At 69.6% G+C, this 21,105-nt stretch carries 22 protein-coding genes; 12 read left to right on the plus strand and 10 right to left on the minus strand.

Translation table 11 applies throughout. The features are described 5' to 3' along the window. Window positions 1-19: 19 nt before the first annotated feature. From WME73_RS48660 to WME73_RS48670, 3 genes are all read left to right on the plus strand, one after another. Window positions 20-670, plus strand: coding sequence for a glutathione S-transferase family protein (locus tag WME73_RS48660; RefSeq protein WP_437917514.1), 651 nt, complete (start codon window positions 20-22; stop codon window positions 668-670). A gap of 125 nt (window positions 671-795) precedes the next feature. Next, window positions 796-1,812, plus strand: a complete 1,017-nt coding sequence (locus WME73_RS48665; protein WP_437914042.1) for an aldo/keto reductase — start codon at window positions 796-798, stop codon at window positions 1,810-1,812. 27 nt (window positions 1,813-1,839) lie between these two features. After that, the gene (locus tag WME73_RS48670; RefSeq protein WP_437914043.1) at window positions 1,840-2,667 is read left to right on the plus strand and encodes a helix-turn-helix domain-containing protein; all 828 of its coding nucleotides are present in this window, start codon (window positions 1,840-1,842) and stop codon (window positions 2,665-2,667) included. Between the two features lie 159 nt (window positions 2,668-2,826). Here the strand turns inward: WME73_RS48670 and WME73_RS48675 are convergent, their stop codons facing one another. After that, window positions 2,827-3,780 (minus strand): zinc-binding dehydrogenase, encoded by a 954-nt coding sequence (locus tag WME73_RS48675; RefSeq protein ID WP_437914044.1) that lies wholly within the window; start codon window positions 3,778-3,780, stop codon window positions 2,827-2,829. Window positions 3,781-3,965: 185 nt separating this feature from the next. Here WME73_RS48675 and WME73_RS48680 point away from each other — a divergent pair, with 185 nt between their 5' ends. Then, window positions 3,966-4,898: a LysR family transcriptional regulator gene (locus WME73_RS48680; RefSeq protein ID WP_437914045.1), complete on the plus strand. Its 933-nt coding sequence runs from the start codon at window positions 3,966-3,968 to the stop codon at window positions 4,896-4,898. Between the two features lie 70 nt (window positions 4,899-4,968). Here WME73_RS48680 and WME73_RS48685 read toward each other — a convergent pair whose 3' ends face one another. From WME73_RS48685 to hisC, 3 genes are all read right to left on the minus strand, one after another. Continuing rightward, on the minus strand, window positions 4,969-5,781 hold the full coding sequence (locus WME73_RS48685; protein WP_437914046.1) for an alpha/beta hydrolase: 813 nt from the start codon (window positions 5,779-5,781) through the stop codon (window positions 4,969-4,971). A gap of 113 nt (window positions 5,782-5,894) precedes the next feature. Continuing rightward, window positions 5,895-7,484, minus strand: a complete 1,590-nt coding sequence (locus WME73_RS48690) for a DUF4832 domain-containing protein (protein ID WP_437914047.1) — start codon at window positions 7,482-7,484, stop codon at window positions 5,895-5,897. 223 nt (window positions 7,485-7,707) lie between these two features. Continuing rightward, window positions 7,708-8,805 carry a histidinol-phosphate transaminase gene (gene hisC, locus WME73_RS48695; protein WP_437914048.1) on the minus strand — a complete coding sequence of 366 codons (1,098 nt, stop codon included), beginning with the start codon at window positions 8,803-8,805 and terminating at the stop codon, window positions 7,708-7,710. A gap of 220 nt (window positions 8,806-9,025) precedes the next feature. On the opposite strand from hisC, the gene WME73_RS48700 reads away from it, so the two are divergent. The 4 genes from WME73_RS48700 to WME73_RS48715 are packed head-to-tail and all read left to right on the plus strand — an operon-like array spanning window position 9,026 to window position 11,131. After that, on the plus strand, window positions 9,026-9,583 hold the full coding sequence (locus WME73_RS48700) for a glycine cleavage system protein R (protein WP_437529497.1): 558 nt from the start codon (window positions 9,026-9,028) through the stop codon (window positions 9,581-9,583). 34 nt (window positions 9,584-9,617) lie between these two features. After that, window positions 9,618-10,559 (plus strand): hypothetical protein, encoded by a 942-nt coding sequence (locus WME73_RS48705; protein WP_437914049.1) that lies wholly within the window; start codon window positions 9,618-9,620, stop codon window positions 10,557-10,559. A 30-nt stretch (window positions 10,560-10,589) separates the two neighbouring features. Then, on the plus strand, window positions 10,590-10,829 hold the full coding sequence (locus WME73_RS48710) for a hypothetical protein (protein WP_437914050.1): 240 nt from the start codon (window positions 10,590-10,592) through the stop codon (window positions 10,827-10,829). Next, complete coding sequence (locus WME73_RS48715; RefSeq protein WP_437914051.1) at window positions 10,826-11,131, plus strand: type II toxin-antitoxin system RelE/ParE family toxin; 306 nt, start codon at window positions 10,826-10,828, stop codon at window positions 11,129-11,131. Before WME73_RS48710 ends, WME73_RS48715 begins: the two co-directional genes overlap by 4 nt. 88 nt (window positions 11,132-11,219) lie before the next feature. Here WME73_RS48715 and WME73_RS48720 read toward each other — a convergent pair whose 3' ends face one another. Both WME73_RS48720 and WME73_RS48725 read right to left on the minus strand, forming a co-directional pair. Further along, the gene (locus WME73_RS48720; protein ID WP_437914052.1) at window positions 11,220-11,468 is read right to left on the minus strand and encodes a type II toxin-antitoxin system Phd/YefM family antitoxin; all 249 of its coding nucleotides are present in this window, start codon (window positions 11,466-11,468) and stop codon (window positions 11,220-11,222) included. Between the two features lie 140 nt (window positions 11,469-11,608). Then, a complete protein-coding gene (locus WME73_RS48725; RefSeq protein WP_437914053.1) occupies window positions 11,609-12,394 on the minus strand; it encodes an HAD family hydrolase in 786 nt (261 codons plus the stop codon). Between the two features lie 120 nt (window positions 12,395-12,514). On the opposite strand from WME73_RS48725, the gene WME73_RS48730 reads away from it, so the two are divergent. Further along, the gene (locus WME73_RS48730; protein WP_437743105.1) at window positions 12,515-13,303 is read left to right on the plus strand and encodes a Uma2 family endonuclease; all 789 of its coding nucleotides are present in this window, start codon (window positions 12,515-12,517) and stop codon (window positions 13,301-13,303) included. Between the two features lie 54 nt (window positions 13,304-13,357). Here the strand turns inward: WME73_RS48730 and WME73_RS48735 are convergent, their stop codons facing one another. Next, entirely contained in the window at window positions 13,358-14,122 is a 765-nt protein-coding gene (locus tag WME73_RS48735) for an SDR family oxidoreductase (RefSeq protein ID WP_437914054.1), read from the minus strand. Window positions 14,123-14,280: 158 nt separating this feature from the next. Here WME73_RS48735 and WME73_RS48740 point away from each other — a divergent pair, with 158 nt between their 5' ends. Then, on the plus strand, window positions 14,281-15,144 hold the full coding sequence (locus WME73_RS48740; protein WP_437914055.1) for a helix-turn-helix transcriptional regulator: 864 nt from the start codon (window positions 14,281-14,283) through the stop codon (window positions 15,142-15,144). Between the two features lie 165 nt (window positions 15,145-15,309). Here WME73_RS48740 and WME73_RS48745 read toward each other — a convergent pair whose 3' ends face one another. The 3 genes from WME73_RS48745 to WME73_RS48755 all read right to left on the minus strand — a co-directional run bounded on the left by WME73_RS48745 (window position 15,310) and on the right by WME73_RS48755 (window position 17,525). Then, window positions 15,310-15,894 carry a transposase gene (locus tag WME73_RS48745; protein ID WP_437855499.1) on the minus strand — a complete coding sequence of 195 codons (585 nt, stop codon included), beginning with the start codon at window positions 15,892-15,894 and terminating at the stop codon, window positions 15,310-15,312. Continuing rightward, window positions 15,891-16,055 (minus strand): hypothetical protein, encoded by a 165-nt coding sequence (locus tag WME73_RS48750; RefSeq protein ID WP_437743109.1) that lies wholly within the window; start codon window positions 16,053-16,055, stop codon window positions 15,891-15,893. The genes WME73_RS48745 and WME73_RS48750 overlap by 4 nt, the downstream gene beginning before the upstream one ends. Before the next feature lie 114 nt (window positions 16,056-16,169). After that, the gene (locus WME73_RS48755) at window positions 16,170-17,525 is read right to left on the minus strand and encodes a hypothetical protein (RefSeq protein ID WP_437914056.1); all 1,356 of its coding nucleotides are present in this window, start codon (window positions 17,523-17,525) and stop codon (window positions 16,170-16,172) included. A gap of 822 nt (window positions 17,526-18,347) precedes the next feature. On the opposite strand from WME73_RS48755, the gene WME73_RS48760 reads away from it, so the two are divergent. After that, a complete protein-coding gene (locus WME73_RS48760; protein ID WP_437743111.1) occupies window positions 18,348-18,818 on the plus strand; it encodes a hypothetical protein in 471 nt (156 codons plus the stop codon). Window positions 18,819-19,439: 621 nt separating this feature from the next. Beyond that, complete coding sequence (locus WME73_RS48765; RefSeq protein ID WP_437914057.1) at window positions 19,440-21,101, plus strand: DUF1592 domain-containing protein; 1,662 nt, start codon at window positions 19,440-19,442, stop codon at window positions 21,099-21,101. Window positions 21,102-21,105: the final 4 nt, after the last annotated feature.

Here is a 21,105-nt window from a genome sequence, read left to right on the forward strand (position 1 = left end):
TGAGCTCATGGCGAACAACGTGCTGACCGTGAATCACCTCGGGCGTTCCCAGTCGGAGCGGATTGTCTGGCTCTGCGAGGAGCTTGGGCTCGACTATGAGCTGAGACGGTACGAGCGCCGAAAGGACAACAGGATGGCGCCGCCGGAATACAAGGCGCTGCACCCGATGGGGACGGCGCCGATCCTCACCGACGGCCAACTGGTGCTCGGCGAATCCGGGGCGATCGCCGAGTATCTGATCGCAACCCATGGCGAGGGGCGGCTCGCCGTGAAGCACGGCCAGCCCGGGTTCGCCGACTATCTCTATTGGTTCCACTTCGCCAACGGGACCTTGCAGCCGGCCGTCTTGCGGGTGTGGTCTCTGGAGCGCGTCGATGCGTCCGAGAAGAATGCGGCGCTGCAGGCGGCGAAGGATCGGTTCAACCTGATCTTCTCCACGGTGGAGCAGCGTCTGGGTGAGGCGCCTTATCTCGCCGGTCCGGAGCTGACGGCGGCGGACATCATGACGGTGTTCTCGCTGACCACCATGCGGCTGTTCAAGCCGTACGATCTCTCGCCGTGGCCGAACATCCTGGCTTATCTGCAGCGGATCGGCGCGCGCCCCGCGTATCGGCGCGCGATGCAGAAGGCGGATCCGGACATGACGCCGTTGCTCGGGGCCATTCCATGACCGAGGGGGGCGGTCGGCCGCGGGCTCGATCCACGGGTCTGGTGCCCGGTTGGAACGAGGTGCCGGGGTCCTCGAATGTCCGGTTTTTCCAATCGGAAGCCTCGGGCGCGTGGCATGAACACCCCATGACCCACCTCGACGCCACGATGAGCCGCTCCCCGCTCCGATCGACTCCGCTGGGCAAGACCGGGCCCAGCGTCTTTCCCGTCGGCCTCGGCTGCATGGCGATGTCCGGCGCCTACGGCCCGGCCGAGGACGCCGAGAGCGTGGCGACGATCCGCCACGCCATCGAGCGAGGGATCACCCTGATCGACACCGGAGACTTCTACGGCAACGGGCACAACGAGCTCCTCATCCGGCGCGCGATCGAGGGGGTGCGCGACAAGGTCCAGCTGTCGGTGAAGTTCGGCGCGATGCGCGGCCCGGACGGCGCCGCGCTGGGCATCGACACCCGCCCGGCGGCCGTGAAGAACTTCGCGGCGTACAGCCTGCATCGGCTGGGCGTGGAGGTCATCGATGTGTACCGCCCCGCGCGCCTCGACCCGCAAGTGCCCATCGAGGACACCGTCGGGGCGATCGCCGACCTCATCAAGGCCGGCTTCGTCCGGCATGTCGGGCTGTCCGAGGTGGGGGGCGAGACGATCCGGCGCGCGAGCAAGGTGCACCCGATCGTGGACCTGCAGATCGAGTACGCGATCGCGACGCGCGGGCCCGAGGCGTCCATCTTCCCCGCGCTCGCAGAGCTCGGGATGAGCGCGACGCTCTACGGGGTTTTTGCGCGGGGGCTGCTCACCGGCAGCAAGCCCTCGGGAAAGGGGGACTTCCGGCAGTACATGCCACGCTTCGCAGGCGAACAGGGGGCAAAGAACGCGAGCGTCGTCGAGAAGCTCCACGCCTTCGCCGGCGAGCGCGGGATGACGCCGGCTCAGGTCGCGCTCGCGTGGGTGCTGGCGAAGCAGCCCACGCTGGTGCCGATCGTCGGGGCCCGTACGCGAGCCCAGCTCGACGACGCCCTCGTGGCCCTCGACAAGCCGCTGTCGGCGAGCGACGTCGCGGCGCTCGAGAGCCTCGTGCCAGCGGACGCGATCGGCGGCACGCGCTACCCCGCCCAGCACATGAAGGTGCTCGACAGCGAGCGGTAGCCGATCGACGCGGGCACCCGTGTCGGCTTGAACGGCCGCACGAGAGGCGTAAGATTGACGAACGTGGCCGCAGCGATGGATCTCCCCACCCTCGCACTCCCGCGCTTCGTCGAGGAAGTCCGTGATGTCGCGGCACCCCCCGGTCAGGTGTTCGACGTCCAGTGGCTTCCCGACGGCAGAACGGGCCTCTTTTTTCGAGCGCTCGAGGGGGGACGCGAGGGGGACGTGTGGGTCGCGGGCCCCCGAACGCGCGCGATATTCAAGAGCAAGACCGGCCTCGCGCGGACGGTCACTCTTCGGTTCAAGCCTGGCTGGTCGGTTCCGCTGCTCGGCGTGGCAGCGAGCGAGCTCACGGACCGGCTCGTCCCGCTGGAGGACGTGTGGGGCCGCGCCGGGCGCGAGCTCTGCGGTGAGCTACTCGCCGCGAGGAGCCGCGCGGACGTGATCGACCGCGTCGCCCGGGCGCTCGCCCTTCGCGCCGGCCAACCCTTCGAGACGGCATCAGGGCAGCTCGCTCGCCGTGCGGTTCGCTTGCTCGAAGGGGGCGAGGTCCGGGTGGAGCGTGTCGCCGATCGGCTCGGCGTCACGGCGCGGCATCTTCGCCGCGCTTTCATCGAGAACGTCGGCATCGGCCCGAAGGAGTTCGCGCGGACCGTCCGCCTGCAACGCGCGGTGCGAATGGCAGCGACCTCGTGCGACTGGGCGCGTATCGCCGCAGACGCGGGCTATTATGACCAGGCCCACCTCATCGCCGACTTCCGTCAGCTCGTCGGGCTCACACCGGGCGCGTTCTTCAAACGCGCGGGCGGCCGGATGACCAGTTCTCCTTGCATGCAGGCGGACGATCGACCTTAGAGCGGTTTTCAGCTGACACTGGTACGAGCGTCGCAGAGCGGCGGTCACCCGCACAGGAGACGGGTCCAGATCGGCGTTTTCGGCGCGGAAGCGCACTCCAGTGCGCTGAGCACCGAAAACGTCGAGATGGGCCCGTATCCGAAGCGGGTGACCGCCGCTCTAGGCCTTTGCGTTCGGCAGGAGAAGGCACCGCACTTCCGGCTCCTCGTTCCAGGCATCGGTCACAGCGCTGAGCGGCAGACCCTTGAACGGTGCACGAAAGCCGGCCGCCGGGGCCGCTGCCAAGAGCTCGCCGGCCCCGGCCAGCAGCTCCTTCACCGGAACGCTTCCGATACCGCTACCGATGAGCTCGAGCCCCGTGCTGCGCAGGATGTCACCTCGGATCGGGATCTCGTCGCCAGCCACGGTACCCAGCTGAACAAAGCGCAGGCGCGGCTCGCCGGCCCTGGATCCACGGTCCTTCGTCGCTGCCCGGAGAACGCGGACGGCCGGCTCGCCCCACACGAAGTCGAGGACGACGTCGACGCCTCGATCGAATTGATCCCGTAGTGATCGATCCGCGTCCTCGTCAAAGGCGATTTTCACGTCGGCGTCGAGCCGGTCGAGCTTCACCCTGTCACGACCGACAGCGATCACCCTGCTCGCTCCGAAGTGACGGGCGGTTTGAATCGCCATGCCCCCCGCCGCGCCCGTCGCGCCGTTCACGAGCACCGTGTCGCCCTTCTGGAGGAGCGCCCGGCGTGACAGCGCAATCCAGGAGGCGAGCCCCGCGGTCGCGATCGCTGCGGCCTGCTCATCGGACAGCGCGTCGGGCACCGGCACAATCATGCTGTCCATGGCGAGCGACCTCTCGGCCATCGAGCCGAAAGGCGCCTTCGGGAACAGGAAGTAGACGCGCCTCCCCGCAGCGTCCGTGCCGACGCCATCGACGCCCGGGACGAAGCCGCCGCTCTTTCCGCTCGCATAGTGCCTGCCCGAGGCCAGGCCTTTGACGATGGGGCTGAGCGGAGCGGCGTGTACGGTCACCACGGTCTCACCGTCGCCGGGCTCCGGCTCACGGAAATCGCCATAGGACGGCGGGACACCGAGCGCATGTACGACTGCGGCCTTCATGCTGAAACCTCCAGGCGATTGTTGCGTTGGCGCCGTGTCGGCGACGACCGAGCCCGTGTCCCCCGAACCCCCGCGATGACGCAGTGCATGTGCGTGCTCCTTGTTTTCACGGCGAACGCGCCGTCGACAGGGAGAAGATGCGCCTGCTCGGCGCATCGATCCACTGCATGATAGACATACCCATCATGCCTGCCCTTCATGACGTGGCCACGGTCGATCTCAACCTCGTGCGGGTGCTCGGCGCGCTCCTCGACGAGCGGCACCTCACGCGCGCGGGCAAGCGGCTCGGCCTCACCCAGTCGGCGACGAGCCATGCGCTCGGCCGGCTCCGGCGCCTCTTCGGCGATCCGCTCTTCGTCCGCACCTCGCGCGGCCTCGCCCCGACGGCGCGCGCGCAGGAGCTGGCGGAGCCGGTGCGCGAGGCGATGCGCGCTCTCGATCGCTGCTTCCGCGCCGAGGAGCCGTTCGTCGCCGCGAGCGCCGCCCGCAGCTTCAGCGTCGCCACCGCCGACTACGGCTCCTTCGTCCTCGCGCCGAAGCTCCTCGATCGCCTCGGGCGCGAGGCGCCGAACGTCGATCTCTGGCTCCGCGCGCTCGACGCCTCCTTCGAGGAGCAGCTCGCCCGCGGCGACGCCGACGTGGTGGTGGCCCCGGCGCGCAGCGACGGGCTCCCCGCTGGCATCCGGTCGCGCCCGCTCTACCGCGAGCGCTTCGTCTGCCTCGTGCGCAAGGGGCACCCGCTGGTGAAGAAGGGCATCGACCTCGCCTCCTGGACGTCGATGCGCCACGTCTTCATCGCCCCGCGCGGCACGCCCGGCGGCGTCGTCGACGAGACGCTGGCGCAGCTCGGGAAGCGCCGTCGCGTGGCGCTGGCGGTGCCGCACTTCCTCCTCGCGCCGCACGTGGTCGCCGGCTCCGACCTGGTCGTCTCCGTCGGCGCGCGCGTGGCCGAGGCCTTCGCGGAGATCCTCCCCTTGCGCGTTGTCGATCCGCCGGTGAAGCTCCCCGGCTTCGAGGTGCGCATGTACTGGCACGAGCGCCACCACCGCGATCCGGCGCAGCAGTGGTTCCGCGACGCGGTGCGCGGCGCGGCCGAGCCGTCGTCCGTCAGAGCGTGACGCCGAGCGAGGGCTCGCGGCGTCGCCCGCCGGCGGCGCCCGGTGAGCCGAGCGCGCAGGCCGGATCGCGTTACCCCAGGAGATGGAACCGCAGGAACCCAAGGAGGCTCCTGATCGTCTCTCGCGAAGCCTCGCTGTCGTCGAGCAGATCGAACGCGTGCGGCGCCGTGGCGTGGTTCACGAGCGTCACTGGCAGGTTGCGGGCCAGCGCCCCGGCAATGAAGTCATCGATCGTCTCGTTGAGGTGAGGCATCCTGTCCTGTCCTGCCCTGGCGATGAACAGGGGCAGGTCCGGAGGGAGGTCGTCGATCGACTTCCCGGCGCACGGGTTGACGAACCGGAACTGCGCCGCCGCCTCCGCGACGCGGGTGGACGCGCCGAGATCGAGCATGAAGCCGTAGCAGAGGGCGGCGCACCGGAGCGAGCCGCTCGCTCCCCGCATCAGCGCCGACAGGGCCATGGGGACGTTGCCGGAGCAGGCCCACAGGCCGATCCGGCGCTCGTCGATCCCGAGCGAGGCGGCGTTCTGCCGGAGGTGCTCGAGCAGCGCATGGAGATCGGACGGCTCGCGGTTCGTGTAATTGATGCCCACGAAGCCGGATGCGGCCACCAGCCGTCCCCACGACGTGGACTGCCCTATCTCCTTGCGTTTGCAGCCGAACACCGACTCGAACCCCGGATCCGGATAGCCGGACACGAAGACGACGGCAGGCGCCCGCGCCACGGCCACCGAGGTTGGTGGAGCGTAGAGGTCGAAGGTCAGGGCGCCTGCGTCGGTCGCCTGGTACGCGATATCCCTGCGGAGGATGACGGCATCCATGCCGGGGATCTCGAGGACGGCCGTCTTCTTCATCATCTTGTCTCGCTCGGATTCTTGGCTCATCTGTGCGTCTCCCTCGCTGTGATCTAGCACGACGAAGCTCAGCGCCTGACGGCCGCCGGATCAGCCTGGGCCGTGGGTGCGGCCGCTCGCGCGCGGCGGGGCCACCTGGCCGGTCACTCGACCACCCGGACAGCAGCGTCGAGCAGGTTGACGCCGCTGGCGCCGTCCCACGCTGCGCCGCTCGATAGCCGGATCGCGTAGCGCGGGTCGTCGCGCAGGCGCTCGGATGCGTCGGGCAGCCACAGGCCGAGCTGGTAGTCGCCCGGCGGGAGATCGGCCGGAATCTTTGCCTCGAGGCACATCTCGCTCTCCTCGCCAGGAGCCCAGCGGCGCGGATCGGCGTCGACCTCGGCCACGCGCCGCGCTTCGCCCTGCTGGAGCACGAGGTAGACCGGTCGCGGGTTATAGGCCCGGGCGTACCCGTCGTTGAACACGCGCAGCCGGAGGGACAGCGGCTGCCCGCGCGCGATCTGCTCGGGTGACTCGTGATCCATCACGACGAAGCGGTATCCGAGGCGGCAGGCGATCGTCTCGAAGCAGCCCCCGGATCGCCAGTCATCGATCACGTCAGGATGATAGTCGGTGTTGATGAAGCTGAAGTGGTGCGCCGACAGCTCGGCGAGCGCCGAGGCGCACTCGCTGCGCGGCGGGTTGCGGCCGCAGGTCTCGCCTCCGACGGGCGTGAACGCCGAGTCCGCGGCGGCATAGGCCTTCTCGCCGGGGAGCTGGTAGGTGCCGACGTCGTCTTCGCTCGCGAGGAAGCAGTCGTTCAGGTGGCCGACGCGCGAGAGCGGCGCTCCGGAGAACGCCGTCTCCTCGGTCAGCGGGCCGCCGTACGCCTCGAGCTTGTGCGAGGGGCGGCGCGCGAGCGTCATCCGGCTCGCGGGCAGCGCCTGAAGCAGCGCGTCGAAGATCTGCTTGCGGCTGTCTGGACGGGTGAGATCGTTCGTCGAGGCGTGCCACTCGCCCCAGGCGCCGACGAAGCCAGGGTGCAGCACGGCGATGACGTCGGCGTTCGCCTCCAGGACGGGCTTGAGCTGGTCGATGTGGGACAGCACGCGGCCGAGCGGCGCGTCGTCCTCACCGATGTCCGTCGCGTAGTAGAAGCGGGGGAGCACCTTGAGCCCCGCCGAGCGCACGGCGGCGAAGCTCTCGTTGAGCTGGTCGATGAGGGGCTGATCGATGTCCCGCGCACGGTAGTCGTCGATGAGCGCCTGACCGTAGATCAGCGTGTACCCCTCGTCTCGAAGGCCAGCGACAGATCCCAGGCTTCGAAGATCCCTGAAATGGAAGACGCCGCGCTCGGGGTTGAGCACGCCCTGGCACTCGGCATTGCCGGAGGGATCCGCGCCCGCCGTGAACAGCCTGGGCGCGTAGGTGCGCCTCACGGTGGCGCCGCTCGCGCCGCAGCTGCCGGGCGGGGCGACCGCGCCGCCGCCGCTGCCGGAGCTGCCGCCGGTGCCGCTGCCGGAGCTGCCGCCGCTGCCGCCATTGCTATCACTGCCGCCGCTGCCGGAGCCCTCCGCGGTCGCGCTGGACGTCAGCGAGTCGACCGGGCTGCCGCCGGAGCCAGCACCGCATGCCGTCGCGAGCGCCAGGGAAAGACAGGGGACGCCGCCGCTGCGAAACAGGCGCGACAGGACATGTGACGATGACCGGCTGCTCTGGTGATGCTGGTGACGCTGGTGACGCTGCTGACGCATGAGCAATCTCCTCTCCCGCCGTGGATCGACGAGGCGTTAGGACCCGACCTGTGGGGCACGCTGTGCAGTGAATGGTCGAGGGGATTGCAGGGCCGATGCCACCGGCGCGGCCCGCCGCCGCGCGAAGCGCTGAGGCCAGAGGCTGCGCAAGGATCGTACACGTGCGCACGAAGCGGACGGCGCGCGACGGCGCATGGCGCCCCGGCCGCCACGGCGGCTCAGCTCATGATGCGCTCGCGCCCCCGGCGGCGCGCGACAGCTCGTCGATCGCGCCAAGCAGCGCGTCGTTCTGCTCCGGCGTGCCCACCGTGATCCGCAGCCTGTCCTGGATGCGCGGCGCGTCCCAGTAGCGCACGAAGATGGCGCGGTCGTAGAGCGCCCGGTACATCGCCTGCGCCGACAGCCCTCCTCCCGGCGGACTCGCCAGGACGAAGTTGCTCTGGCTCGGCGCCACCGTGAACCCCTTTTGCCGGAGCGCCCCGGTGAGCCGGGCGCGCTCGGCGATCACCTTCTCCCAGCTCTTCCTCGCCTCGTCCCGCGCGGAGAGCGCCGCGGTGGCCGCGGCCTGCGAGAGGATATCGGTGTTGTAGCTGTCGCGGGCCTTGTCGAGCGTCTCGATGAGCCGCGGGTGCCCGAGCCCATACCCGAACCTGAGCCCCGCGAGCGAGTATCCCTTGCTCAGGGTCCGCAGCAGAAGAACGTTGTCGAGCCCTCGCGCCGGGTCGAGCAGCGGCGTCGCGTCGAACTCCGCGAAGTCGACGTACGCCTCGTCGATGAGGAGCACGCCGCGGAACGCCCGCGCGACGCGCTCGAGCTTGTCGAGCGGCTCCTGCCGCCCCGACGGCGCGTGCGGGTTGACGAGGAGCGCGAGCCGGCAGCCGTGCTCGTTCAGGCGCTGCGCGAAATCCTCCGGGACCGACCAGTCCTCGGCCAGGGGGACCTGGGTGATCGTCGTGCCGTGGATCTCCGCGAGCACGTCGTAGAGCGAGTAGGTCGGGTACGTCTCGCCGATGCCGCGGCCGCCGGGCTCGCAGAACACCGTCATGGCCATGCGAAGCAGCTCGTCGCCGCCGTTCGTGGCGATCACCTGCGCGGGCGACAGGCCATGGAGCCGCGCCGCGGTCTCGCGGAACTGCTGCGCCCGGGGCGGCGGGTACCGGCGGAGCTGATCGGCCGAGACGTCCCGGATCGCCTCGAGCACGGCGGCCGGCGGCGGGTACGGGTTCTCGTTCGTGTTGAGCTTGACCACGTCGGCCCGCTGCGGCTGCTCACCTGGCGTGTAGGGCGTGAGTCGATGGATGTTGTCGCGTTCGTACAGCATGGGGATGGCCGTCTCTCGCCCACTGGCCCGCCGGAGACAAGCGCCTCGTCGTCGGCATGGCGCGCGCGGACGCGCGCGCGTCGCTCGATCCCGCCGCTCTCGGGGGAGCTCGGCCGGAGGACACGGACGGCGTTGCCCGGGCGCTCGTCGTCCGGGACGCGCGGCCCGCGCGCCCGCGGCGAGGTGCGCTGGCTGCGCGGATCGGACTAAGATGCGCCGCATGACGACGACGTCCGAGCCTGAAGTCTTCCTGGTCCTCTCCTGCCTCGGCCCTGATCGGACGGGCATCGTCGCGGAGGTGACCCACTACCTGACGGAGCGCGGCGCCAACGTGGAGGACAGCCGGATGGCGGTGCTCGGCGGCGAGTTCGGCATCCTCCTGCTCGCGTCGGGGCCCCCCGGCGCGATCGAGGCGGTCGAGCGCGAGACGGAGTCGCTCACCCGGGCGACGGGGCTCACGGTGCAGAGCCGCAGGACCAAGAGCCCCGAGTCGCACCGGCGCGCGGCGACCATCCCTTGCGTCATCTCCGTCGACGCGCTCGATCACGAGGGCATCGTGCGCGCGGTGTCGCGCGCGCTCCACGGCGTCGGCGTCAACATCGTCTCGCTCGAGACCTCGGCCTACGAGGCGCCCGTCACCGGCTCGCAGCTCTTCCGGATGGAGGCCCGCGTCGACGTCCCCGCCGGGGTGACCGTCACCCAGCTCCGCAAGGCGATGGATGCGGTCGCGGAGTCCGAGAACCTCGACATCGACGTCCGCTCGCTCATCAAGGGCTGACCGCGCCGCGCGAGAACCGGTATCCTAGCGGGCCATGCCCTTCAGCAATCTGAGCTCCCCCCGCAAGGTGCACGGCCTGGACGCGGAGATCCGAGGCGCCGCGGTCCTCGCGAGCCCCGGGCTCGTCGCGATGGTCTCGACCGATCCGGTGCGCCTCGGCGTCTGCCCGGTCGGCGGCTCCGGCGCGAAGACGACGAACCTGTCGCTGTCCTCGGCGCACGACGTGGCGCTCCTGTCGAAGGACGTCGCCGTGGTGCGGAGCGGCGACGACGCGGTGTGGGCGCTGCTCGGCATCACGCACGGCCCGAAGCTCGATCAGGTCGGCCGGGACGCGCGGCAGCTCGCCACGCGGCCGTCGGGCGAGACGGCGCTCGCGCTCGGCTGGGACGGCAGCGCGACGGAGCTCAAGCTCGACAAGACCGAGGTGAACGGCCGCACCTTCGCGGTGCGCGGCTCCGCGCGGGCGTTCGACCTGACCGAGACCGAGGCGCACGTGGTGATGGACGGCGCGGGGGAGGGCGGCGAGCTCCGCGTCCACCCCGGCGCGACGCCCGAGCCGGGCCCGACGCTCCGCGCCTCGCTGCCGCGCGCGGCCCAGAACCTCGATCGCGTGCGCGGCGGCCCGAAGCTGACGGCGGTGTACAAGCGCGGCGCGAGCGCGCTCTGCGCGGTCGTGAGGTCGTCCGGCAAGCTCGCGGCCAAGATGCTCGCGTTCGCCGATCCCGTCGCCGACGTCGCCGTCCTCGAGTCGAGCCTCTTCGCGGCCTTCGCGGACGGCCGCGTCGCGCTGTTCGACGGCGCCGCCATCGAGGCCGCGTCCGGCGCGCCGCTCGCGCCGACGGCGAGCGTCACGCTCGGCGCCCGCGGCGAGCCGGCCGTGCTCGCGGTCGCCGGCAAGGGATCGCCGACGCTGTGGGTCGGGACGAGCGCCGGGGAGATCTGGAGCCTGGCGATCGTCCGCAAGCAGGGCGGCTGAGGGGGCGCCGCACGGTGCTATGATCCCTCGATGCTCTCGCTGAAAGCCACCGTGCGGAACGGCCACCTCGTGCTCGACGAGCCCACCGAATTGCCAGAGGGGGCCGTCGTGGATCTTGTCGCGGTGGGGGGAGACGCGCTCGATGAGCTCGATGACGAGGAGCGGGGGGCCCTCCACGCCGCGCTCGCTGAGGGCATTGCGCAGGACGACGCAGGAGACACGCTCGACGCCGACGAGGTGCTTGCTCGCCTCCGTGCTCGCGCGTCGTGACAGCGGTCCGCTTCGCTCGGCGGGCATCGCACGAGCTCGATCGCATCGAAGCATGGTGTCAGACGAATCGGCCGGCGCTGTGGCCCGTGTTCATCGCCGAGCTCGCGCAAGCCGTTCGCCTCCTCCGGACCGCTCCTGAGCTTGGGCACGAGTACCAGGCAGTCAGGACCCACGGCGTTCGACGATTGCTGCTCGAAAGAACGCAGTTTTACGCATATTACCGCTACCATCCCACGAAGGCGCTCGTCGTCATCCTGTCCGTCTGGAGCACGCGCCGACGGCGGCCACCGTCGCTTCGTTGATTCGTTGGCGTTCGGGCCCGCGACGCGGCATGGGAAGGCTCGTTCGGCCGCGCAGCGGCGACAGCGACCGAAGCGTCGAGAACGATCTTCATCGTCGCCCCGCGAGCAAATCTTCCACCGCGCTCTCCCGCGGTGCCGTCGAGCCCAGCGCCGCGAACAGCCTCTCGATCTCCTCCTTGGACAGGCGAGGCGTCGAAGGGACGGCCACATCGAGCGGCACGATCGCGGCAACGGGCTTGCCATGCCGCAGGATCAACGTGCGCTTGTTGTGGTGCTCCGCTTCATCCACCAGGGCGGAAAGGTGAGCTTTGGCTTCCGCGACCGACGCCTTGCGCATATGACCATCGTGACCAGATCACCCGCTCGATCAAGTGTGGCTTCAAGCGGCACCCGAGCGTGGGCCCAGGGAACGCTGTCTGTGCAAGGTGGCCCCACGAAGTCCGGCGAGGTGCGCCCTCCTCGCGCCGCCCGCCCTCCTCACGCCGCGCGCGCCGCGATCCGCCCGTCGACCAGCGCGTCCGGATCGAGCTGATCGAGCGTCGTCACGACGCGATCCGCCCCCGCGGCCGCCAGCAGCGCCTCGTCGGCGAGCCGCGCCACGCCGATCGAGGTCATCCCGGCCGCCTTCGCGGCCTGCACCCCGGAGGGGGCGTCCTCGATCACGAGGCAGCGCGGCGGCGGGACACCGAGCGCGCGCGCGGCGGCCAGGAACAGGTCCGGCGCCGGCTTTCCGCGCGCCACAGCGACGCCGCAGAGGTCGGCGTCGAACAGATCGAGCAGCGTCGCGCCCAGGGAGACCGGCGCGCGGCGGGGGTTCTGGTGCTCGACGAAGGCGTCGACGCGGATCCTGCGGAGGAGCTCGCTGGCGTTCCTGGACGACGACGCCGCCGCGAGGAGCACGCCGCGCGCCTTGAGCTCCAGGATCAGCCGCATCGCGTCAGGGAACACGACGAACTTCCCCGCCGCGATCTTCCGGAGCAGCACCGCCTGCTTGCGCTCGGCGTAGACCCCGGCGCGCTCCGCCGCGTCGGGCACGCCGAAGTAATCGAGCGCCGCGCGCGCGCCGCTCTCGCGCGCCTTGCCGGCGACCTCGCTCTGGTAGACGGCCGTCGTGAACCGCTCGGGCGCGTAGCGTGTCTCGGGCGCGATCGCGCGCCACTCGGTCGCCATCAGCGCCTCCAGCGCCTCCTGCCAGGCGCGCTCATGCGGCGAGTCGACAACCACCCCATCCACGTCGAAGAGCACTCCCCCGAGAGAACGCATGCCGCCGACATGGCGCCGGCGCGCCGGATCGGGAGCCCCACGGCGCCTCGGCGACGCCACGCGCGGTCGCGCCCGCCTGTGGCTCCCGCCGCTCCGCTCGGGGTGCTACCGTGTGGGCTCGTGCTGCCTGCCCGTTCCGGAGCCGCTCCCCCTGCGACGCGCCTGCCGCGCGCGCTCGTCGTCCGCGACCCGGAGCCCGAGGAGCTCCGCGCGACCATCGACTGGTCGGACTGGTACCTGGACGACGCGGACGGCATCGGCGCGTGGGGCGAGCACGACGAGATCTCCCGCCTGCTCCTCTCGTCGATCGCGCAGCTCGCGCGCGAGCGCGGCTGGACCGACCACCACGCCGGCACGGATCGGTTCTTCGCCTGGGTGCGCGAGGAGCCGCTCGTGCGCGTCTCGCCGGACGTCTACCTCCTCGATCACCGCCCCGCGCCGCCGCTGCCCAAGCAGTGGCAGACCTGGCTGCCCGGACACCGGCCCCCGCGCTTCGCCCTGGAGATCGTGGCGACCGACTGGCAGAAGGCCTACGAGGACGTCCCGCTCAAGTACTGCCAGCTCGGCTGCCCGGAGCTCGCGATCTTCGATCCGCTGGCCGCCACGCACCGGCCGCCGGCGGGGCGCGTGGCGCTCCAGGCCTACCGGCGCGACCCCGACGGCGCGTATGTCCGCGTGTACGCCGGCGCAGGGCGCGTGTGGAGCCCCGCGCTCGACAGCTGGCTCTGCGTGATCGGCGGCGGGGCCGAGTCCCGGCTCCGCCTCACGCGCCCCGGCGGCAAGGGCGAGCTCGTGCCCACCCAGGAGGAAGCCGCGGCGATCGAGGCCCGCGCGAGGGAGGCGGCCGAGGCGCGCGTGCGCGAGCTGGAGGCGCGCGTGCGCGAGCTGGAGCAGCTGGATCACGGGTAGCGCACGGCGCGCGTCACGGCGCCGCGAGCGTTTCCGGTCGCGAGGAGGCGCCGGTCACACCTGCTGGGTCGGCATGATGGTGACGTGCGCCAGGTTGACGTGCCGCGGGAGGGCGGCCGTGAAGGCAATGGTGCTCGCCAGGTCGTCCGCCGTGAGCCACGTGATCTGCTGCCTCGCCTCGGCGATCCACGCCTTGGCGGCCTCGTCGGTCATGTGGCTCTGGAGCTCCGTGTTGACGAACCCAGGCTCGATGACCGAGACGCGGACGTGCTTCGGTCCGAGCTCGGCGCGCAGGTTGCGCGAGAGGTGGGTGACGGCGGCCTTGGTGGCGCAGTACACGGCGAACGTCGGAAAGACGCCGTGCGCGCCGATCGACGAGATGTTGATGAGGTCCGACGGGCCGCCCCGCTTCGCGGCCGCGACCAGCGGATCGATGAACGCGTCGACGACCCGCATCGCGCCGGTGAGGTTGACCTCGATCATCTGCTCGAAATCGGCGATCCGATGCTCCTCGACGCCGGACGGCAACATGACGCCGGCGTTGTTGATCACGAGGTCGACGGGGCCGAGCTCGGCCGCGATCGACCGCGCGGCGCCGGCGACGGCGGTCCTGTCCCTGGCGTCGGCGGAGAGCGCGAGCGCGCGCCCGCCCGCGGCGCGGATGCCCTCGGCCAGTGAATCGAGGCGGTCCTTGCGACGCGCGAGGAGCGCGACGGCGGCGCCCTGCGCTGCGAGCTTGCGCGCGGTGGCCTCACCGATGCCGCTGGAGGCCCCGGTGACGACGGCGATGCGACCTGCGAGAGGAAGATGTTGAGACATGGTGCCAGCTCCTGGTTGGGTCCCCGCTCGGGGGTGCCCGCAATCTGGAGCTCCGCGTCGAGGTTAGGCAGACGTGCCGCGAACCTAGGATTCGCAATCCCTGGATAGAGGAGCGCGAACAGTGCATCTTTCGATGCGTGCCCGGGGCGCGCGCGATCGTGAGCGACAGGCGGAGCGAGCTGGCGGATTTCCTCCGAGGGAGGCGGATGCGCGCGGCGCCGATCGCGGGCGGCGCGTTCGCGGGGAAGCGGCGGCGCACGCCGGGCCTCAGGCGCGAGGAGATCGCGCAGCTCGCCGGGCTCAGCGTCGACTGGTACACCCGGCTCGAGCAAGGGCGTGACGTGAACCCGTCGCGCGAGACGCTCGAGGCGATCGCGCGCGTGCTGAAGCTCGACGACGACGAGCGAGGTCACCTGTTCTACCTGGCGCGGCCCGAGCCCGCGCGGGCCGCGGCGCGCCAGGAGAGGGCCGAGCCGGCGATGGCGCGCGCGCTCGAGGCGATGCGCGTCCCGGCGCTCGTCTTCAGCCCCCGGTTCGACGTGCTCGCGTGGAACGGCGCCGCGCGCCGCCTGCTCGTGGACTTCGGCGACGTCTCCCCGCGAAGGCGCAACCTGCTCTGGATGACCTTCCGCCACGCGGCCTACCGCGCGCGCTACGCGGAGATCGGCGTGATCGAGCGGGAGGTCGTGGCCGCCTTCCGCTTCAGCGCGAGCTCGCACGTGGGAGATCCGGAGTTCGACGCGCTCGTTGCCGAGCTGCTCGAGACGAGCGAGGCGTTCCGGGTGATCTGGGCGCGCCACGAGGTCCGCGCCAAGGTGAGCGGCGCGAAGGCCTTCCGCGTCGAGGCCGAGGGCGCGGGTGGCCGCGACGCCGGCGGCGCCGGGCCGCTCGTCCTCGAGTGGCACACGCTCGCCTCGACGACGTCGAGCCGCCAGCAGCTCGTCTACTACACGGCGCGCGCGGCGGGAGGGCCCGAGGACGAGCGCCGCCTCGCGGCGCTGTGCGGGGCCGACAGCGGATGAATGGGGCGCAGAAATGGTCGTACTGGAGCTCCCCGACCGTCGGCTGGGAGTTTTCTATCCCGGCCCCACGCGCGCGGAATCCATACATCGCGGACAATCTGAAGCGGAACCCCGCTTCACAACGCTCCCTCCGGGAGGACGCAACGAGAAGGAAGAATGCAGTCACTAGAGCGGGGAGCAGGTCCGAGGGATACAGTACCCGCAGTGGTTGAACCAGCCGCGTGCGTCCGTCGGAGTGATCGCTCCGATCGCGTGGCCCATCGACTTGTAGACGGCTGAGGGCGTTCGAGGTGCATCCGCTCGGATCGACTCTTTGATCTTGGAACCACAATTCTCGACCGGTGAAAAGTCCGGGGAGTAGGGCGGCAGGTACATCAGCTTCGCGCCAGCGCCTTCGATCGCTTCGCGAACGCCCCGCGTGCGGTGTGACCCGAGGTTGTCCGCGATGACGACCTGGCCTGGCCTCAGCGCGGGCACGAGCTGCCCCTCGACGTACGGGCGGAAGGCTACGCCGTCCATCGTGCCCTCGAACGCGAAGGGAGCGACGACACCGTCGAGGCCCAGCCCGATCGTGAGCGTGATCGTGGGGTCAGTGTTGATCGGCACCGCACCGTGGGCACGGACTCCCCGTGGCGCCCATGCATGCCTCCGCGTCATGCCCAGATTGGTCCCAAATTCGTCAATAAAAACCAATTCTTGTGGATTGAGTCGAGCGAGCTTCTTCGCGAAGGCCTGGCGAGCCGCTGTCACATCTTCCGTGTCGCGCTCGGCTGCGTGGAGCGCTTTTTTTTCCGGGTGATGTTCAGCCGCCGCAACGCCCGGCCGACGGTATGGCGGCTGGCTACGATGTGATCACGGCGCGCGAGCTGGTCAGCCAAATCGTCCAGGGTCGCGTCGGAGGACGTCGCCACGAGCGACCTCAGGTCATCCAGCGCTTGCCCGTCGATCTTCGGTCGCGGCCCGTTGGCGCGAGGGCGCGGCGCGCCCGTAAAGGGAAGTCATGAACGTCACGTGCTACCTCTCTCTCAATAGACGTAGGCTCCGGCGAGCCGCAGTCCCAGGTATTGGTCGATGGCCCCGCCCGCGATGTAGGCGTCGCCCTGCTCGGGCTGGAACGACGAGAAGAACCGGGCGTACTCGGCGAGCACGCGCGCCTCGATGCCGGTCGCGATGGGGACCATCACCCCGGCCATCGCGCCGATGCCCTGCACGCTCGGCCCCTTGAACCGCTCGTAGACGGCGCCTGACGAGAGCGGCAGGAGGTACTCGGCGCCCAGCGTCAGCGCGACCGGGCCGACCGGGAAGCGGCCGTCGAGGCCGGCCCGGAACAGGGTGTAGGAGACATTGGGCACCGTCCTGGCGAGATCCGCCGGCGCCTCCATATCGAAGGTCAGGAACCGGAGCCCGGCGGAGATCCCGAGCTGGGACGCGTCGCCGATCGACAGCCGCTCCCGGAGGCCCAGGTTGATGCGCTGGTAGGTGGTGCTGATCGGGTCGCCGTCGCCCACCGCCGAGTTGAGGCCGAGCGCCCGCGCGTAGCTCGCGGTGATCCCGAGGCCCTTGAGCACCGCGATGTCCGTCGACGCGAGCGGGTACACCTCACCCGCGATCGACAGCGCGGGCTGCCCGAAGACGCTGTAGGGCCGGAGGTTCTGCGTGCGCGGATCGGAGTAGTCGAACCAGCGGCCGATGAACTCGACGCCGAGCTCGACCGAGAAGAGCGCCGACCCGGCCTCGTGCGGCTCGCGCTTGCCGCCCTTCCCGCCCTCGTCGGCGTCGCTCTCCTCGCCGCCTTCGTCCTTCTCCTCGTCCCCCCCGTCGTCATCCTCGCCTTCGCCTTCCCGGTCGCCCTTCGCCTCGTCCTCCTCGGCGGGCGGCGGCGCGATCTGCGCCAGCGTCGGGCCGAGCAGCTCTTCCAGCGCCTTCTTGCGGTCGTCGCGCGAGCCGGTCACCGGCACCGCGCTGTCCACGGCGAGGTCGCCGGCGTTCTCGTCGACGTAGACGAGGTGGACCTCTTTCTTCTTCTTCTTGTTCGTCCGCGAGACGCCGTAGATGACCCCTTCCGCCTTCGCGGCCTTGCCCGCCTTGCGGATGCGGTCGATGGCCTTCTTGCGCTGGGCCTTCGACACGAGCGTGTCCCCGACGGGCTTGGTCTGGCCGGCGCTCTTCAGCGACTTCAAGAACGCGTCAGGGTCCACGACCCCCAGCGTCTCCGGTACGATGGCGAGGATGTCCTCGCGGATGTCATCCGCGTTGGGGCCTTCGATGCGCACCGCGATCGACTTCGACGCCTTGGGGGCGGCGAGCGTGGCGGGCGCGAGCGCGAACGTCGCGGCGGTCGCGGCGGAGAGCCCGAGCAGGATCCGCCCGCAGAGGCTCATGGAAAGGAACAGTGTTGTGGTTCTGGTGGGTTTGCGCACGGGCCTCTCGCTAGCGGCAGAGACGTCAACCGGGGCTTGCACGCGCGTGAGCCTGCAGGGGACCTGGACGAGCTCCCGCAGGCTGCTTCGTTCAGGCGGCCCCTTCGATGCATGGATAAGTTGCTGGCATAGCGTCGCTTTCCAGGGGTGGATCGTATAGAGAATTTGTCTGTCAACCCAGAGCAGGTCCCGCAGTGTGATGGAACCTGGAGCACCTGATCCCGGACGGGGCCGATGTGATGACACCGTGCGCCCGAAGAGGGGCTGAGCAGAGCCCGCCGCAACATAAGTCACGCAGCACCCGAAGTTGCCATCCGGCCGCCTTGCCGGACCTCAGAGAATTCCGGTGGGAAATACTATGGAACTCACGACAGCCGAAGCGAGGGTTGTCGTGGTCTCCAGTGCATTGAAATTGGCAAGACCCAAGCACCATCGATCGGCGATCGCTTCCGCGGTGCCCGACCGAACGGAATCGGTGCCGAGACCGATCAAATGACGAAGGTCTCGGTGCGCATGACGGCCCACCCGAGGCGAAGCAAATGGATGCCTGTCGAGCGGAATGTGAGCGTTCACATGGTCGATGTCAACGCCAATTGATAGGCCCGCGGGCGTATCCCCGAGCCCGAGGGAGGGCAAGGCTGGCGGGGCTCCTCCGGCGCGCCGCGTCAACATGGGCGGACGCCGGACCGCGTTGATCGCCGGCCCGCCCGACGCGCTCGAAGCCGAGCAGCGCATCGACGGTTGGCGCTCGACGCTGCGAGCCCGCCGGCGCCTGGGATGTCGATGAGCATGAAGCTGATGAGTGCGGTGTTGATGAGCGTCGGCATTGGCTTTGCGGGCGCAGCATGGGCCGCGAGCGGGACCGCGGAGGTCCCCGGTTCTGTTGCCGAGGGGAAGAATTTTGGCTGCGGTGCAAAAGGACAGAAGGCCTGTCCGATGCAGGGCTGGATGAAGGCGGTGATGCAGTCGGCGACCACGAGAGGCGACGGCGCGAAGATCGCGTCGGCGCTGGAATACGTGGCGCCGAAGCCGTCGCCCGGGATGCGCAAGTGGGTCGCGATCTCGAAGGATGGCGCGGAAAAGGCCAAGAAGGGCGATATCGACGGCAGCTCCGTTCGAGCGGGTCCGCCAAACGGAGTGGTCATCGTGAGCTCCTGTGCCGTGGTGCACCGATTTCTGTTCATGGTCAGGCCGATGACGATGGCAGCCTTCGTGGGCAACCGTCGTGATGCCGTTCGCTTTCTTGAGCCCTAGGCACGCCGCTCCATTTCTGGTTGACACCGACAATGTGAACGCTCACAATCCCTTGTCGGGGTGTCGTTCTGCTTTGCCCTGGACAGGCCGTCGTGCGCGCCGGCCCTTCGTCCCCGGGATCGGGATCGATCTCGGCACCGGGTACGTTCGTTCGGTCGTCGAGCACGCGTGCAGCGGCGCGTTCGCGGGCGCATCGCTCGCGCCATGCCGCGCTCTGAGCGCGAGGCCTCACCTGCGATCCGCACACGCACCGGTTCACTCAGCTTTCAGCCGTACACAACCAACATCGTCGAGGCTGCCGTGCGTTTATATATAGCGGCAAATCGTCGCTCTCGCTGGATTGAGCCTGGTGGGATGCGGCTCGTCGGATCCAGAGCCGCAGACGCTCCCCGAGACGCTGCTCTGGCTGTGGCGCGGTTACCCGCGCTGAACGCCGGGGGCGACATCGATTTTGATCACGAACGCCGCCATTGTAACAATAAACGGAGACGGAACTACAAGGATCTCGATATTCGGATCGCGCTTGGATTCCCTAGCCTCACCCAGCTTCCCTCCAACATCTCATCCTAGCAAGAGCGTTCCATGCCAATCGCAGAACGAATCGGTGTACTAGGTTCACTCATGAGCCGCTCGTCTCGCCTCGCGGCGCCGCTCGCGGTCGTCGTGGCCAGCGGGTGCACGGGCGTCTTGGGACCCGAGGGCGACGCGGCGCCGGCGGCCGAGACGGTGCCGGCGGCCGAGTGTGGCGCCACCCCTGCGCTGGCCAAACCGCGCATCTGGCGGTTGACCAACACCCAGCTTGCCAACACCTTGCGCGACGAGTTCGACATCCAGCCGGCAGCGCTTGCGAACTTGCCGAACGAGGCCAGGCTCGACGGCTTCGCCAACCAGGCCTCAGACCTGCGAATCGCGCCGCTCCTCGCGGACGTATACTTCGCCGTCGGCGAGGAGCTCGGGGCGCACGCGCTGCAGAACCCCGACAAGTTTGGGATCGCTTGCGACGTCGCCAGCTTGGCGCCTGGCCCTTGCCTGGACGGTTTCGTCACCAAAACGGGGCAAAAGCTCTGGCGCCGCCCGCTCTCGGCGACTGAAGTCACCTCCTTCAGCGCGCTCTTCGCCAAGACCGCCGCGCAGGGCGAAGGTCCTGCCGGAGGTGTCAAGAGCGTCGTGCAGGCGCTGTTCATGTCGCCGAACAGCCTGCACCGCACGGAGCTCGGCACGGTGAAGGATTCACGAGCGGTGACACCGTTGACGGACCACGAGATCGCTTCGGCGCTCTCGTACCTGCTCTGGGACAGCGCGCCGGATGCTGAGCTCACCGCGCTCGCAGATCAGGGGGAGCTGCGCGACCGTACAGTGCTCTTGGCCCAGGCCAAGCGCCTGTTCGAGGCGCGCGATAAGGCGGCGCCGGCCATGAACCACTTCTTCGAGCAGTGGCTGGAGCTCGAGAATCTCTCGAATTCGGTGAAAGAGGCCAGCATCTTTCCGATGGCAACGCCCGAGCTCACCGCCGATTTGAAAGAAGAGCTGCGCCTGTTCACGAACAGCGTACTCTTCGACGCGGGAGCGGATCGTCGCTTCGACTCGCTGTTCACGAGCACGTACGCGTTCGTGAACGAGCGCACCGCTCCGCTCTACGGTCTGAGCGGGGTGACCGGCAACGCCATGGTGCGTCGCGAGCTCAATCCGACGGAACGCCGAGGCATCTTCACCTCGCTACCGTTTCTCTGGGGCCACGCGCACAGCGAAGATACGAACCTCGTCGGGCGCGGCGCCTACGTCCGCGCAGAGGTCCTATGCCACCGCGTGCCGCTGCCGCCCGGCGGTGTTCCAAATGCTGGCCAATTTGCCGAGCCGGGCGCCACGGGTCGGCAAAGACTCGGCATTCATGCGAGTCCGGGCTGCGCCGTCTGTCACAACCTGTTCGACGGCATCGGGTTTGCGCTCGAAAGCTACGATGCTATCGGTCGCTACAGAACGATGGATCAGGGGCAGGTGATCGATGCGAGCGGCAGTCTGCCGCTGCCGAGCGAGGAGAATGCGCTTCCCGGAATCGTGTTTTCCAACTTCGTGGAGATGGTGGACGAGTTGGCGCAAAAGCCGGATGTCTACGGCTGCTTCACCCAGCAGTTCGCCGCCTACGCTTCAGGATACGACTTGCCGGAGCTCGACGCCTGTGAGAAGGAGCGCCTCGCGGACGACTTTGCACGCTCACAGCACGCGATCGATCAGCTGGTGCTGAGCGTGATCGCATCGCCGAGCTTCATCGACCGGAGGAACTAGGAGT

Origin of the sequence: Sorangium sp. So ce302, from assembly GCF_051530145.1 — a bacterium.
GTDB lineage: Bacteria > Myxococcota_A > Polyangia > Polyangiales > Polyangiaceae > Sorangium > Sorangium cellulosum_B.